This is a genomic window from Parabacteroides provencensis (genome assembly GCF_900232875.1).
Lineage (GTDB): Bacteria > Bacteroidota > Bacteroidia > Bacteroidales > Tannerellaceae > Parabacteroides > Parabacteroides chinchillae.
The window spans coordinates 46784-61465 of the sequence record NZ_LT960490.1; the positions used below are offsets into that span (position 1 = coordinate 46784).

A 14682-nucleotide genomic window follows, 5' to 3' on the forward strand; every position below is an offset into this window, starting at 1 on the left:
TAATCTACGCTCATTTTGTGTTGCGAATCTATGGCTTGGGACCAACAAAGAATGAGATAATCAAAAAGAGCTTTCCGAGAAGAAATTTGGCTAAAGCCAATACAGATAAATCCCCCTTTAGTCCGTCAGCTAAAGCGCAATGTCATTAAGTTAAGCGATAAGTGCCTGACAACCCTGTGTTCTCATGACAATGAAGAGAAGCTTTACAAGAAAGTGGAAGTTCAATAATGCAGAATGGATGATAAGTTTTTTCAGGAAGAGAAAAAAAGAGAAAAACCATTGGATTGAAAACGGAAACTCCGTTTTTTTATAATTGAATCTAAAAAAACAAGCCAATGGTTTCCGCAAATATAGAAATAATAAACGATTTGAATGAGTTTTTTCAAAATACAATGAGTGATAAAGAAACAAAAATGCGATACGTAAACAAGGCAACAGATTTCACGCGTAAACGCAGTTTATCCTTTTCGAGGATGGTTGCGTTACATATCAATCTCTTAAAAAGGAGTTTAAGCGTAGAACTAGAGAGCTTTTTTTCTCATATCAGCTCTGCGACCGTGACCAAGTCGGCCTTTTGCCAACAGCGAAGAAAATTAAAGCCTGTCTTTTTTCAGGACTGGAATGACATACTGATATCCTCCTATTATCGGAATACCCGGAGGCAAGAGAGGAGGTGGCGAGGTTTTAGGATATTCGCCATTGATGGCACGAAGTTATCATTGCCAAATACGAGAGCTTTGAGACAGCATTTTGGATACAGTACCAACCAGCATGGAATAAAATCGGCCACAGCCCGTGCTTCAGTTCTCTATGACGTATTGAACAAGTTGGTGGTTAATAGCAAATTATGCTCACTCAAAGAGGCTGAGCGTACCACGGCATGCGACCTGATCCCTTTCTTGAATAAGGACGACTTGCTGCTACTGGACCGCGGATATCCATCCTTCATGTTGTTCTATTTACTAATAAACAGGCAAGACTCTCACTTCGTGATGCGTGCCCAAGCAAACTTCTGCAAGGTGGTTGACGAGTTCCGTTCCTCTGGCAAAAAAGAAGAGATAGTCACCCTTCGAGCCACTTATAAGGCGATCAAAGGCTTAAAGGATCAGGGTGTGGAAATCCCACCGGAGACAGAGGTCAAGGTTCGCCTGGCCAGAATACGGCTGGATGATGGTCAGGACGAGATATTGATAACGAATCTCTACGACACAAAAGCATATACACTTCCGGTTCTAAAGGAACTCTACTTCTTGCGTTGGCCGGTGGAGACCACTTATGGCTACCTCAAAAATGAGCTACAGGTAGAGTGCTTCAGTGGGATCAGCCCTGTTAGTATAGAACAGGACTTCTATGCTAACATTTTTGTGTTCAACCTGCAAGCCGTTATAGAAGAGAGCTGTGAGGAATACGTGCGAACTGTAAACCGACAAAGGACAATCAAGTATAAGATCAATAAGAACGTATGCTGGGCTCTGATGAAAGGGAGGGTTATCGATTTATTTCTCCATGCTGAACAAGCAGGTTACTTGTTGAAGGAATTGACTTCCTTATTCGAAAGGTATTTAGAGCCTGTCAGGCCAGGCAGGAAATATACACGAACAAAGAAATCAATCAAACTTCTAGGCAAGTATGTGACACTTACGAATTATAAAAGAGCGGTCTAGTGCTTAACTTAATGACATTGAGCTAAAGCAGACGGCAATTGAAACCAGGCTAAAGCCATAAAAGAGCAGACCATATTGGCAATCCATAGAGGGAGCGTTGCTCCCTTGTTAGCGACATCAGCGGCAGGGTGTTAAACGCAGGTAAAAGACACAGCGTCAAAACCAGCGGTTGTTTGAGCGAAGCGAGTTTCGCTGGTTCAGCGAAGTCTTTTTGCCGGAGTAGCCTTGACTTTTTGGTTACTTTTGGGTCAAGCCCAAAGTGATAGAAACGATCTTGTATTGAGACTATGATCTGATACTTTTTAGGTAGGCAACTAAATTGAATAGGGTAGGCTATCAACCTGTGGAAGGTAGGCAACTTCCTTTTTGTTTATCTGCTTCCCAGATCGTCGTAAAGCGTTTGCAGCAGGGCTTTCCCGTTGTCGGTGCGTTCGCTGCTGTTGTCGGAAGACGATTCCATAAGTATTTTGTTGCTCTCGTTATCGTAGATCGAGTATCCCGTGCGGTTTATAAACCCGAACCCGTTGGTAAAGGTATAGAAGGCATATTCGGGATAACATGGGTCAAAAATGTCTTTGCTGAATGCAAATTCATTGTGTTTTAATCCTAGCTGGTTAAGCAATGTGGCTGCCAGATCGGTTTGGTTGGCATATTTATCTACCACCATAGGTTCTTTTATTGCGCCTCCCAGCCATATCATCGGGATGTGGAAGCGGCGGGGTTCGAAATCTTTTACATCTTCGGGATAGCGGAATCCATGATCTGCAACCAGTATAATTAATGTGTTTTTCCATGCCGGCAACAGCTTCATTTTATCTATAAAGCTGCCCAGGCAGCTATCTGTAAATGCTACGGAGTTAAGATACGGGTGCTCCAGATGGTGGAAAGGGACTTCAAAAGGTTCGTGGCTGCTCAACGTAAGAAAGGTGGTTAGCCAGGGCTTTGTATTGTCTCTTTCTTTGATGTTATTGTATAGCCATGTAAAGGTTATATCGTCGTTGGTTCCCCATTTGCTTAACCGGCTCGATAAGGGGAAGTCGCGGTCTGCCGTGATTTTGCTGTAGCCCGAGCTGAAGAAATAACTTTGCATGTTTGTAAAGTTTATATCTCCGCCATACAACATGTCGGCCGTATATCCTTCTTTATCCAGGCTTTTAGCAATGGAGGGGAGCGTCTGGCTCTTGGCCGGATATTTCATGATCGAGGTGGTGGGCTGCGCCAGGTAGCCGTTCAACACCGAGACAATCCCTCTGTCCGTACGGAATGAATTTGCATAGAGGTTGGTAAACAAAATCCCTTCTTTGCTTAACCGGTCTATGTTGGGAGTTACATCTTTTTCACCCCCAACGGCTCCGATAGCGTTGGCCGAGAAGCTCTCTAAAAGAATAATCAGGATATTGGGGCGGGTAGTGGTTAAAACCTGTTGCTTTTCCGGGCAGATTGAATCGGGAAATTGCTTGTTGCTGCGGGGGGAAGTGAGTTGCTTGAATAACTCTTCCCGGCGCTCTTCGGGTAGGAAGTTAAACTGCGCTGCAAAGTCCTGCTGTTTGGACAAAGAAGCAACCAAACTGAAACAGGGGTTAATGGCGGCATGGTTCAGAAACTGATTCTGGCTGAAATAGACCATTCCGACATTGGCGGTAGATGTTGTGACGCCTCCCCGGATAGGGATAAATAAAATGCCACCCAATAGCAAACATGATATTGTCCCGATGATCCGTTTGCGCACCATTGTTTCAGGCGTCCACGAAAGAATACATTTCCTGAAATAGATATATATAATATATGTATAGGCAAAAAACAAGAGGAGCTGGATAATGAACAACCCGACAGGCACACTTGCCATGGCATCCTTGGGCGACTGTAGGTAAAAGAACAAGGTTGCATCCAGACGGAATCCCCAAAAACCGTATAATGCAATATCTATTGAAAAGATGGCAGCCACGAGAGCTGCCATTATAAGAAAGTAAGCGGATAGTAATTTTCGGAGCCATATTCCGTGCAGCCATACCGAACCTGTTGTCAGAAGCAGCGGGATGGCTGTCAGATATCCGGACATGGTGCAGTCTAACTTCAGTCCATGAAAGATTACCTGCAGGTAATCGATTAGCGAACTACTGTTCGCTAATTCATGATGGTAGGCCATAAAGGCCGGTTTTTGTATCATAAAAACCGGAAGCCAGGCTATGAATATGGCTACGATAAATAATACCCTTTGTTTCATTTATATAACTTTTCCCTTAATTCGGCAACCGCAGGATCGGTAATGTAATCGTCGTAGTCCATCATCCTGTCGATAATTCCGTTCGGGGTTAACTCGATAATACGGTTGGCAACGGTTTGTATAAACTCGTGGTCGTGACTGGAGAACAGGATATTTCCTTTGAATGTTTGCAACGTATTGTTGAATGCCTGTATGGACTCCAGGTCCAGATGGTTTGTCGGGGTGTCCAGAATGATACAGTTGGCGTCTGTCAACATCATTCGCGAAATCATGCAGCGCATCTTTTCACCTCCGGATAGCACACTGACTTTTTTTAGTAATTCTTCGCCGGAGAACAGCATACGTCCCAGAAAACCTTTCAAGAATACATCGTTGGTGTCGGGTGAGAACTGGCTAAGCCAGTCGATCAGATTATAATCGGAATTGAAGTACACCGAGTTGTCCAGAGGCAGGTAGGTGGTAGTAATGGTCTGTCCCCATTGATAGGTGCCTGCATCGGCTTTATCTTCCCCGTTGATAATCTGGAAGAGGGCCGTCATGGCACGCGGGTCGCGACTGATGAAGACGACTTTGTCGTCTTTCTCTATGTTGAAATTTAAATCCTTGAATAAGACTTTGCCTTCGATGCTTTTGCTTAATCCTTTTACTTCAAGAATTTGATTGCCCGGCTCGCGATTCGGTGAGAACAGAATACCCGGATAGCGACGTGAGGATGGTTTGATCTCTTCGATATTCAGTTTCTCAAGCATCTTCTTGCGGCTGGTTGTCTGTTTGGACTTGGCAACGTTGGCACTGAAGCGGCGGATAAATTCTTCCAGTTCCTTTTTCTTCTCTTCCGCCTTCTTGTTCTGGTTCTGTTGCTGACGGAGCGCTAACTGGCTCGATTCGTACCAGAAGCTATAGTTGCCGGCAAACATTTGCAGTTTACCAAAGTCGATGTCGACGGTATGCGTACATACCGAGTCCAGAAAGTGGCGGTCGTGACTTACTACCAATACGGTATGTTCAAAATTTGACAGGTAGTTTTCAAGCCAGCTTACGGTTTCCAGGTCGAGGTCGTTGGTAGGCTCATCCAGTAGTAGGTTATCCGGCTGACCGTAAAGTGCACGCGCCAGAAGTACGCGGACCTTTTGCTTACCGCTTAAGTCTTTCATCATGCTATAGTGAAACTCTTCGCTGATGCCTAAGCCGCTCAATAGGCTGGCAGCATCGCTTTCGGCATTCCATCCTTCCATTTCTGCAAACTTTTCTTCCAGTTCCGAAACGCGGATGCCATCGGCATCGCTAAAGTCCGGTTTCTCGTAAAGAGCGTTTTTTTCACTCATTATTTCCCAAAGGGTAGTATGTCCCATTAGCACAGTGTCCATTACCGTATATTCGTCAAAAGCGAAGTGATCCTGGCTTAATACGGATAAACGTTCGCCCGGACCCAAGCTAACAGTGCCGCGCGTTGGATCGAGCTGCTTGCTGATAACGCGTAAGAAAGTAGATTTTCCTGCACCGTTTGCTCCGATGATACCGTAGCAGTTGCCCGGTGTAAATTTCATGTTGACATCCTGAAACAGGATGCGTTTTCCAAACTGTACGTCCAGATTGTTTACTGTAATCATATCTTATAATACCTATTAATTTGCTATAGAGGCTGCAAAGGTACGAAAAATATTATGGAGACCTTGCTAAAAATCGTTTCAATGTCAATACCGGAATAAATCATCGGGATGATTTTTTTAAATGTTCCCGATGATTTTGTAAAAAGATCGAGATGAATTAAACGGGAGGATTGTTGCGATTTCTTTAAATATTCTTTTATTACCAGATGTAGACTTGTTCTTTTTTTGTTACTAAATATTCGGAATAGGCTGGTTGATAATGTTTTTTTTTATTATCTTTGGAGAAATCAATCAATTTGATATATCCTTTGTTCAGAATAAGAAAGAATTAATTGTCTTACTAAATAAAGCTATTTTGTCAGAAAATTTAAAAGTGTAAAATAAACAGATGGAGATAATGATTATGAAGAACCAAATTCTCTTTTATTTATTCGTTATTGTTCCGTTCTTTTTCTCTTGTAACAACAAGCAAAAAGAACGGTTGACATTGGCAGACTGTCCTGTAATTGCACATAAAACAGACTCTTTAATAACGCTGGATTTTTCATCGGTTAGAGATACGTTTAATGTTCCCTTAAGTCTTTTTCTATCCGATTATGAGATAATCCGGTTGGAAAATTCGGAAGAAGCTATGGTTGGTCATTCCTATGCTTTTGCTGTAAGTGAAAATTACATTGGTCTTTATAACAGTAACCTCAAAGATTACAAACTATTCAATCGAAAAGGCAAATACATTCGCTCTATATCATCAGCTGGTCAAGGACCTGATGAATATTATATAGCAATCTATGACAGTTATATCGATGAAGAAAACGGAAGGATTTATTTGCTTTCTTATAGGGCAAATAAACTATTGGTTTTTGATTTGGAGGGAAAGCCATTACAACACATTCCTTTTCCTTTTCCTGTTCATAAAGGACGTTTCCGAATTAATGCAAAGAAAAAAGAATTGACTATGATGGCCTTGCCTTTTATTGATACGCCATTTGTTGTCTGGAGACAGGATTTCGAGGGAAATATCCTACAAAGTATTAATGCCGGACATTTTGTTATAGACCCGGGGGATTATAGTAATGACGTAAATTATTCACAAAACACATCTTTACTGGATTTTTCTTTGTTCCATTGGGGACCTATTATGGATTCGATCTACCATTATAATGAACAGGGCAATGTTCTAGAACCTGTTTTTACAGTTAAGTGGAAAGACCAAAATATAGTACGCCATGATTACGCAGAATTACCGACTCATTATTTTATCAGATTAATTGGTGAAGGAGCGAGTTGGGATGGAACTGTGCCCCGTTCTCCGCTAATTATAGTAGATAAAAACAGTTTGCAAGGGTGTTATGCCAACCTGAAATTTAATATGCTCGGAAACATTGATGGCCCTTCCTATGTGACTTTTAACAGAGGCTATTGCATTGCCAATATGTTCCCATACGAGCTTAAAGAGCAATTAGAAAAAGCGTTATCAAAATCAGAGAAAATGACACCTGAGATGAAGGATAAATTGATGAAATTAAATAATAGCCTTACCGAAGATGACAATAATGTGCTGTTTATTGGGAAGTTAAAACAATAAGAAAATGTTTATGCAGACAAAAATAACAAAGGCAGATGTGTGTATAGGAATATTAAAAATGTTGATGTTGAACTTTCTAATGAAGATGAGGGGCAGTAGTAGCCGGTGAATAATGAGTCTGATCAAAAGTAGGGTTTTGTTTTTAATTCACACCTTAAATATTATTTTACTCAAATTTCTTTTGCCCCAAATAATTAATGACTAATTTTGTGCTCTAAAACATTAAAGTAAACGAAACAAAGATGGCTGCAACGAAACGAATGAAACGTGCATTGGTCTCAGTATTCCATAAAGAGGGATTGGATGAGATCTTAAAAAAACTCCACAATGAAGGCGTGAGCTTTGTATCTACAGGTGGAACACAAACATTTATAGAGTCTTTAGGTATTCCTTGTGATGCCGTGGAAGATTTGACCGGATATCCTTCGATTTTAGGGGGACGCGTGAAAACACTTCACCCGAAAGTATTTGGTGGGATTTTGAACCGTAGAGATAATGAAGGAGATAAGGCTCAGATTGCAGAATATGAAATACCGGAAATAGATTTGGTTATAGTAGACCTTTATCCGTTTGAAGAAACTGTTGCTTCCGGCGCAGAAGAACAAGCTATCATTGAAAAAATAGATATAGGCGGTATCTCCCTGATACGTGCTGCAGCAAAGAATTTTAAGGATGTGGTAATCGTTGCTTCCAAAGCACAATATCAACCTTTGATGAATTTGTTAAATGAAAAAGGTGCGGAAACAACAATTGAAGACCGCCGCTGGTTTGCTAAAGAAGCATTCGCTGTTTCTTCCGGTTACGATTCTGCTATCTTTAACTACTTTGACGGACGCGATGGCTCTTACTTCCGTGCAGGTGTAGACGAGCCTATGCACTTGCGTTATGGTGAAAATCCTCATCAGGCTGCCAAGTTCTATGGAAAGTTTAACGATATGTTCGAACAGATTCACGGAAAAGAAGTTTCTTATAACAACTTATTAGACATTGATGCAGCGGTTAATTTGATTGATGAGTTCGACGAATTGACTTTCGCTATACTGAAACATAATAACGCTTGTGGTATCGCTTCGCGTGCAAATGTGACGGATGCCTGGAAAGATGCTTTGGCCGGTGACCCGGTTTCTGCATTTGGTGGTATTTTAATAACCAATACAACAATCAATAAAGAAGCGGCTGAAGAAATTAACAAAATATTCTTTGAGATTATCATTGCTCCGGCTTATGATGCTGATGCTTTGGAAGTTTTGAAACAGAAGAAGAACCGTATCATTCTAGTTCGTAAGGAATGTAAGACTTGTCCGGTGCAGTTCCGTTCATTACTGAACGGCGTTTTGATGCAGGAAAAAGATTTGAGTATTCAGGTAGCCGGAGATCTGGAACCGATGACAGATAAAAAACCGACAACGCAGGAAATAGAAGACCTGTTATTTGCCAATAAGCTGGTGAAGAACAGCAAGTCTAATGCAATCACATTGGTGAAGAATAAGCAGCTTTGCGCGAGTGGTATCGGACAGACTTCGCGTGTAGATGCTCTGAAACAAGCTATCGAGAAGGCTAAATCATTTAACTTTGATTTGAACGGTGCTGTGATGGCATCCGACGCTTTCTTCCCGTTCCCTGACTGTGTGGAAATTGCTGATAATGCAGGTATTACTGCTGTAATTCAACCGGGAGGTTCTATTAATGACAAATTATCTGTTGAGTATTGCAATGCACATGGCTTGTCAATGGTTAAAACAGGTATACGTCACTTTAAACATTAACAAATACTAATATGCCAATTATGAAATTTCGAATTGGCATATTGACACATTAACAGAATTATTATAATGGGATTATTCTCTTTCACTCAAGAAATAGCGATAGACCTGGGTACTGCCAATACTATTATTATAAGCAATGGTAAGATTATGGTAGACCAACCGTCTGTGGTAGCTCTTGACCGTCGGACAGATAAGGTATTGGCGGTAGGAGAAAAGGCTCGGCAAATGCACGGAAAGACGCATGAAAATATTCGTACGATTCGTCCGTTACGTGATGGTGTAATTGCCGACTTTTATGCTGCCGAGCAGATGATGCGGGGCATGATAAAAATGATAAACCAGAGAAATCACTGGTTTTCTCCTTCTTTGCGCGTGGTGGTATGTATACCTTCAGGTAGTACTGAAGTGGAAATACGTGCCGTGCGCGACTCTGCCGAGCATGCCGGTGGTCGTGATGTGTATATGATTTACGAACCGATGGCCGCTGCAATTGGTATTGGTATCGACGTGGAAGCTCCGGAAGGAAATATGATTGTAGATATAGGCGGTGGTACGACGGAAATTGCCGTGATTTCTCTGGGTGGAATTGTTTCGAATAAGTCTATCCGCATTGCCGGTGATGATCTGACTGCAGATATTATGGAATATATGCGCCGTCAGCATAATGTTAAGGTGGGCGAACGTACGGCTGAATTGATTAAAATAAATGTCGGTTCGGCGCTTACGTTTCTTGATAACCCGCCTGAAGATTATGTTGTTCATGGCCCTAACCAAATGACGGCTTTGCCAATGGAAGTTCCTGTTTCTTATCAGGAAATAGCTCATTGTTTGGAGAAATCGATCTCTAAGATGGAAGCTGCAATTTTAAGTGCTTTGGAACAAACACCGCCGGAATTATATGCCGATATTGTACGTAATGGTATCTATCTTGCCGGAGGTGGAGCTTTGATGCGTGGTTTGGACAAGCGTTTGACTGATAAGATCAATATTCCGTTCCATATAGCCGAAGACCCGTTGCATGCAGTTGCTAAAGGTACGGGAGTGGCTCTGAAAAATATCGATAAATTTAATTTCCTTATTAGATAATTGACAGTTGACAGCTTACAAATGACAAGTAATTTACTATCTACCTGCCATTTGTAAGCTGTCAACTGTCAACTTTTAAAGACTATGCGTAAACTGCTTGATTTCCTGGTGAGGAAGAGGCATTGGTTTCTGTTTTTGTTGCTCGAAGTACTTTCTTTGATACTCATTTATCATAATAATGCGTATCAACGGAATATCATGTTTAGTTCGGCAAATGTAGTAACAGGACACATTGCTTCTGTTTCCGGTTATGTAACTTCTTATTTGAATCTCCGGGAGATTAATAAGGAGTTGCTGGAACGTAACGGGAAGTTGGAACTTCAAATGTTGGAAATGCAGGATCGTTTGGACATGATGATGGCAGACACAGTTGCCTTCGCTGGCTTTGCGCCTGATTCGACAGAACAGTTTCCATATAGTTGTGTGATGGCAGAGGTTGTAAACAACAGTGTGACGCATTTGTCTAATTATATTACGGTAAATAAAGGGCGTAAGGATGGTATAGACCGGGATATGGGAGTCGTTTCCGAGCGTGGAGTGGTTGGGATTGTATCCGCTGTTTCGGATCATTTTGCAGTGGTGATTCCTTTGTTGAATCCAAAGTTCCGGTTGAGTTGCAAAGTGTTGGGAAGCAGCTATTTTGGCTCTTTGAGCTGGAATGGGCTTAACTCCCGCTATGCAAATCTGGACGAATTACCGCGCCATGTGCAGTTTGATAAGGGAGATACAATTGTTACAAGTGGCTATTCGGCCGTATTTCCTGCGGGAATTATTGTAGGTACGGTTTCGGATTTTAAGAAGCAACATGATGATAACTTCTATTCATTGGAAGTATTATTGGCAACAGATTTCCAGGCATTGAACGATGTCAGGATTATAAAGAACTACCGCCAGGCGGAACAGCTAAGTTTAGAATTAGAGGCGAAAAGAAATGATTAATCTACTGCGAGGCTTATTTTATTTTGTTGTGTTTGTTTTAATTCAGGTATTGGTCTTGAATAACATTCACTTTCTTAGGATTGCAACGCCATTTCTATATCTTTATTTTATTATTAAACTTCCGGTGGGAATGTCTCAAACCAAAGTCGTGTTTTTTTCTTTTTTGGCTGGTCTTGCTATTGATATGTTTTCGAATACCCCGGGAATGCATGCCGCCGCTTGTACATTGGCCGGATTTCTACGCGAGCCTCTGATACGGTTTTATATGGGGAAGGATCTTCCGGAAGGTATATATCCTTCATATAAAACATTTGGATATGGCGGCTTTTTTAGATATGCTGTTACGTTCATAATAATACAGCATGTGGCATTATTTTTATTAGAATCATTGACATTCTTTGATCCGGTGTTTCTTGCCCTTCGTATTTTTGCAAGTGTAGCAATGACAACATTGTTAGTTTGTACGGTAGAAGCATTCAATATAGAGTCTCAGAAAAGTGGAGAGTAATACTAAGTACACACTCGAAAACAGACGTTATGTAATTGGCGGGGCTGTTATTTTATTGGTACTCATCTTTATTGTTCGTCTGTTCTTTTTGCAAATTATAGATAGCGACTATAAAGCATGGGCCGATAGTAATGCGTTCCTGAAGAAAACTCTATACCCTTCCCGCGGAATTATGTACGACCGGAATGGTAAGATGCTGGTGTATAACCAACCGGCTTATGATGTGATGTTTATCATGCGTGAAATACAACCCTTCGATACGTTGGACTTTTGTAATATCTTGGGGATAACCAAGCAGCAGTTTGTCAAGCGTATGGCAGACGTTAAAGACCGTCGGTTGAATCCCGGTTATTCATCGTATGTGCCACAGGTTTTTATGAACCAGTTATCTGCCCGTGAGTGTGGTGTATTACAAGAGAAATTATATAAATTCCCTGGCTTTTATATCCAGAACCGTACAATCCGTGAGTATGAATATCCTTATGCAGCTCATGTGTTGGGTACAATTGGGGAAGTAAACCGTAAGGATATAGAAAATGACGATTATTATGTTCAGGGCGACAACTCCGGCCGCAGTGGTATAGAACAGTCTTATGAAAGCGTTTTGCGTGGCACGAAAGGCGTGGAAATCCTGCTGCGTGATGCGCATGGCCGCATCAAGGGCCGTTATGAAGAGGGTAAATTTGACGTGGCTCCGGTCTCGGGTAAGAATCTGACCTTATCTATCGATATGGAATTACAGGAGCTTGGGGAGAAGTTAATGCAAAATAAAAGGGGAAGCATAGTGATGATTGAACCGGAGACAGGTGAGATATTATGTATGGTTTCAACTCCGTCTTATGATCCGGGAATGTTATCCGGTCGCCAAAGGGGTAAAAATCATAAATTGCTGGAAAGGAATCCCGACAAACCATTGCTTAATAGAGCTATTATGGGGCTTTATCCTCCAGGATCGACCTTTAAACCTACTCAGGCTCTGACCTTTCTGCAGGAAGGAGTCATTACAAAAGAAACGCAATACACATGTGCCCATGGTTATACGTTTAGAGGTGGAAAACCAGCTTGTCACGGGCATGCTTCACCTCTGAATCTTACATATGCCCTGGCTACTTCCTGTAATTCGTATTTTTGTTGGGGATTACATGATATGATAGACAGCCGTAAACGGTATCCTACAGTTCAAGAAGCTTTTGAAGTATGGAAAAATTACCTTATTTCTATGGGATACGGTTATAAATTAGGAGTTGATTTGCCGGGAGAGAAAAGAGGATTTGTTCCTAATAGTAAATATTACGATAAATATTATCGTGGACGTTGGAATTCCAGTACGATTATTTCGATTGCAATAGGCCAGGGAGAAATACTTGCTACTCCATTACAGATTTGTAATTTGGCTGCTACTATAGCAAACAGAGGTCATTTTATTACTCCTCATGTGGTGAAGGGAATACAAGACACTCCGCTGGATACGCTTTATACCAATAGGCGTTATACGATGATAGAGCGTAAGAATTATGAAATTGTGGCCGAAGGTATGCGCAATGCCGTACTAGGTGGAACTTGTACGCGTGCTGCTATTCCGGGCATAGAAGTCTGTGGAAAAACCGGTACGGCGGAAAATCCTCATGGAAAAGACCATTCGGCGTTTATCGGTTTTGCTCCTTATCAGAATCCTAAAGTTGCCATTTGTGTATATGTTGAAAACGGAGGGTTTGGTGCAACTTATGGAGTTCCTATAGGAAAATTGATGATGGAGAAGTACCTGACCGGAACTATTTCGGAAGCGGATAAACTGCTGGAAGAAACAATGGCCAATGCAGTAGTGTCACCTAATATTTTATCATTACCGGATCGTGAGTTATAGAAAAACAGAAATATGGAAGTCGGTTGATTGGTTTACTATTATACTTTATGTTGTAATGGTAATAGCCGGTTGGTTTAGTATTTGTGGTGCCAGTTATGAGTTTGATAATGTGGGGCTGTTTGATCCGTCAGGTCGTCCTGGTTCGCAGTTAATTTGGATTGGTCTGTCGGCTGTGATCATTTTTGTAATACTCATGTTGGATAGCAACTTTTTCGATATTTTTGCCAACCTGATTTATATAGCTGTAATTCTTTTGTTGATAGCTACTATCTTCCTTGCTCCTAATATAAAAGGATCGCATTCGTGGCTTGTTTTGGGGCCGGTTCGTTTGCAGCCTGCCGAGTTTGCAAAGTTTGCTACGGCTTTAGTTGTTGCTAAACTGATGAATACGTATGCCTTTAAGCTTACTACACCTAAGAATTTCATGATAACATTGTTGCTGATTTTCTTACCGATGGTTTGTATTCTGCTACAAAAGGAAACTGGTTCTGCTTTGGTTTACCTGGCATTTTTTCTGATGCTTTATCGGGAAGGAATGTCTGGCTATATACTTTTGGCGGGAGTTTGTGCTGTAGTTTTCTTTGTTGCCGGGATGAAATATTCAGAAGTAATTACAGGGATTACTCCTGTTGGCGAGCTATTGGTTTCATGCATGATTTTAGTTATAACGATGCTTTTGATCCAAATTGAGCGGAAGGATGGCAAAGCCATATTTTGTATATTGGCAGGCACGGCATGTGCTTATTTGGTAGGATATATAGTATCTGTATTTACTCCGGTTAATTTTGCTTTTATAGCCGAAGGACTTGTGTTATTATCGGTGTTGTATTTGATATATTTGTCGATAAGGAATTGGGTCTGGCATTATGTCTTGATAGCTCTTTTTGCATTAGGGTCTTTAGCTTTCCTGTTTTCAGTGAGCTATGTGTTCGATAATATATTGGAACCGCATCAACAGGTTCGTATTAAAGTTTCTTTGGGATTGGAGGATGATCCTAGTGGTGCAGGTTATAATGTGAATCAATCAAAGATTGCAATTGGTTCGGGTGGCTTTTCCGGTAAAGGATTTTTGAACGGAACACAGACGAAATTGAAATATGTCCCCGAACAGGATACTGACTTTATTTTTTGTACTGTAGGAGAGGAGCAGGGTTTTCTGGGTTCTGCTGCCGTACTTATTTTGTTTGGAATATTTATTTTACGCCTTATCGTATTAGCCGAAAGACAGGGTAATACATTCGGACGCGTTTATGGATATAGTGTTGCATCCATCTTTTTCTTCCATTTAGCGATAAATGTGGGAATGGTTACAGGATTGACTCCTGTAATTGGTATTCCGTTGCCATTCTTCAGCTATGGAGGATCTTCTTTGTGGGGTTTCACTATCCTGTTGTTTATATTTCTTCGGTTAGATGCTTCCCGTAAAGAACATTGAT

General features: G+C 41.3%; 10 protein-coding genes. 8 read left to right on the forward strand and 2 right to left on the reverse strand.

The features are described 5' to 3' along the window. The first annotated feature begins 413 nt into the window (after positions 1-413). A complete protein-coding gene (locus tag CTY47_RS11415) occupies positions 414-1664 on the forward strand; it encodes an IS4 family transposase (RefSeq protein WP_262497726.1) in 1251 nt (416 codons plus the stop codon). A gap of 370 nt (positions 1665-2034) precedes the next feature. Here CTY47_RS11415 and CTY47_RS11420 read toward each other — a convergent pair whose 3' ends face one another. Further along, entirely contained in the window at positions 2035-3888 is a 1854-nt protein-coding gene (locus CTY47_RS11420; protein WP_099464923.1) for an LTA synthase family protein, read from the reverse strand. Next, a complete protein-coding gene (locus CTY47_RS11425) occupies positions 3885-5498 on the reverse strand; it encodes an ABC-F family ATP-binding cassette domain-containing protein (protein ID WP_099464924.1) in 1614 nt (537 codons plus the stop codon). The genes CTY47_RS11420 and CTY47_RS11425 overlap by 4 nt, the downstream gene beginning before the upstream one ends. A 403-nt stretch (positions 5499-5901) precedes the next feature. On the opposite strand from CTY47_RS11425, the gene CTY47_RS11430 reads away from it, so the two are divergent. The 7 genes from CTY47_RS11430 to rodA all read left to right on the forward strand — a co-directional run bounded on the left by CTY47_RS11430 (position 5902) and on the right by rodA (position 14681). Next, on the forward strand, positions 5902-7083 hold the full coding sequence (locus CTY47_RS11430; RefSeq protein WP_233202169.1) for a 6-bladed beta-propeller: 1182 nt from the start codon (positions 5902-5904) through the stop codon (positions 7081-7083). 242 nt (positions 7084-7325) lie between these two features. Then, positions 7326-8849, forward strand: a complete 1524-nt coding sequence (purH, locus tag CTY47_RS11435; protein WP_099464926.1) for a bifunctional phosphoribosylaminoimidazolecarboxamide formyltransferase/IMP cyclohydrolase — start codon at positions 7326-7328, stop codon at positions 8847-8849. Between the two features lie 66 nt (positions 8850-8915). Further along, on the forward strand, positions 8916-9935 hold the full coding sequence (locus CTY47_RS11440; RefSeq protein ID WP_099464927.1) for a rod shape-determining protein: 1020 nt from the start codon (positions 8916-8918) through the stop codon (positions 9933-9935). 84 nt (positions 9936-10019) lie between these two features. Further along, the gene (mreC, locus tag CTY47_RS11445) at positions 10020-10874 is read left to right on the forward strand and encodes a rod shape-determining protein MreC (protein ID WP_099464928.1); all 855 of its coding nucleotides are present in this window, start codon (positions 10020-10022) and stop codon (positions 10872-10874) included. After that, positions 10867-11382, forward strand: a complete 516-nt coding sequence (gene mreD, locus CTY47_RS11450) for a rod shape-determining protein MreD (RefSeq protein WP_099464929.1) — start codon at positions 10867-10869, stop codon at positions 11380-11382. Before mreC ends, mreD begins: the two co-directional genes overlap by 8 nt. Next, complete coding sequence (mrdA, locus tag CTY47_RS11455) at positions 11372-13246, forward strand: penicillin-binding protein 2 (protein WP_099464930.1); 1875 nt, start codon at positions 11372-11374, stop codon at positions 13244-13246. Before mreD ends, mrdA begins: the two co-directional genes overlap by 11 nt. Next, complete coding sequence (rodA, locus tag CTY47_RS11460) at positions 13236-14681, forward strand: rod shape-determining protein RodA (protein WP_099464931.1); 1446 nt, start codon at positions 13236-13238, stop codon at positions 14679-14681. The genes mrdA and rodA overlap by 11 nt, the downstream gene beginning before the upstream one ends. Position 14682 lies beyond the last annotated feature (1 nt).

What these genes read in the sequence shown, in the direction of transcription:
- CTY47_RS11415 (WP_262497726.1), top strand. Translation starts at nt 414, where the DNA reads ATGCGATACGTAAACAAGGCAACAGATTTCACGCGTAAACGCAGTTTA.
- CTY47_RS11420 (WP_099464923.1), bottom strand. Translation starts at nt 3,888, where the DNA reads ATGAAACAAAGGGTATTATTTATCGTAGCCATATTCATAGCCTGGCTT.
- CTY47_RS11425 (WP_099464924.1), bottom strand. Translation starts at nt 5,498, where the DNA reads ATGATTACAGTAAACAATCTGGACGTACAGTTTGGAAAACGCATCCTG.
- CTY47_RS11430 (WP_233202169.1), top strand. Translation starts at nt 5,902, where the DNA reads ATGAAGAACCAAATTCTCTTTTATTTATTCGTTATTGTTCCGTTCTTT.
- purH (WP_099464926.1), top strand. Translation starts at nt 7,326, where the DNA reads ATGGCTGCAACGAAACGAATGAAACGTGCATTGGTCTCAGTATTCCAT.
- CTY47_RS11440 (WP_099464927.1), top strand. Translation starts at nt 8,916, where the DNA reads ATGGGATTATTCTCTTTCACTCAAGAAATAGCGATAGACCTGGGTACT.
- mreC (WP_099464928.1), top strand. Translation starts at nt 10,020, where the DNA reads ATGCGTAAACTGCTTGATTTCCTGGTGAGGAAGAGGCATTGGTTTCTG.
- mreD (WP_099464929.1), top strand. Translation starts at nt 10,867, where the DNA reads ATGATTAATCTACTGCGAGGCTTATTTTATTTTGTTGTGTTTGTTTTA.